The following is a 744-nucleotide window of genomic DNA, read 5'->3' on the forward strand; positions in this document are numbered from 1 at the left end:
GATCCATGACGGTTTTTTCGGAGTCGAAGCCATCCGAACGTCGGTTCAGGATGTGAATGCAACTCTGCCCGGAATCGTGTTCGCTTGGACACATGGGATGGTGGAGCGCTATCAACAGGAGAACGGATATGATCTGATTCCAAGATTAGGTGCGTTGTTATATAGGATGGCCGATGGCAGTAGTTCTGCGAGGCAGGACTATTATGATACGATTACCCGTTGGTATGTAGAAGGTTATCACGAAGCTATTCGTTCGTGGTGTGAATCACACAGCTTACTGTACATCGGCCATACGCTGGAAGAGCCCGTCTGGGGGCAGGCTCGGTCGCAGGGTAATCAAACCCGTGTATTGCAGCAGTTCCATTATGCAGGTGTGGACTACCTGACACATGGAATCGGTACAAAGGAGAATCCACATCGTATCGTATCCGTAAAGACGGCCGCGTCTGTCGCACAGTTGGACGGGAAAAAAAGAGTTATTTGCGAGTCATTTGGTGCAAGCGGTCATGCCTATGCCATGCGACAAAGGCGGCTTGATGCTAATTTTATGGCATTTTTGGGCGTTAATTTGTTTATCCCGCATGCATTTTACTATTCGTTTGCAGGGTATCGGAAAACAGACTTTCCACCTACGGAATTCAAGCATGCACCGCATTGGCCACATTATCGGACTTTTGCCGATTATCTTGGTCGGTTGAGTGTACTGGGTTCTTCCATGAAGCGTACACCTGAAGTACTTCTGTT

General features: G+C 48.4%; 1 protein-coding gene. It reads left to right on the forward strand.

Features of this window, described 5'->3' with window-relative positions:
- Window positions 1-744, forward strand: a 744-nt coding sequence (locus gpAD87_RS22935) for a glycosyl hydrolase (RefSeq protein ID WP_269453526.1), incomplete at both ends; no start/stop codon positions are given.

Source organism: Paenibacillus sp. AD87 (assembly GCF_001659845.1).
GTDB classification, from domain to species: Bacteria; Bacillota; Bacilli; order Paenibacillales; family Paenibacillaceae; genus Paenibacillus; species Paenibacillus marchantiae.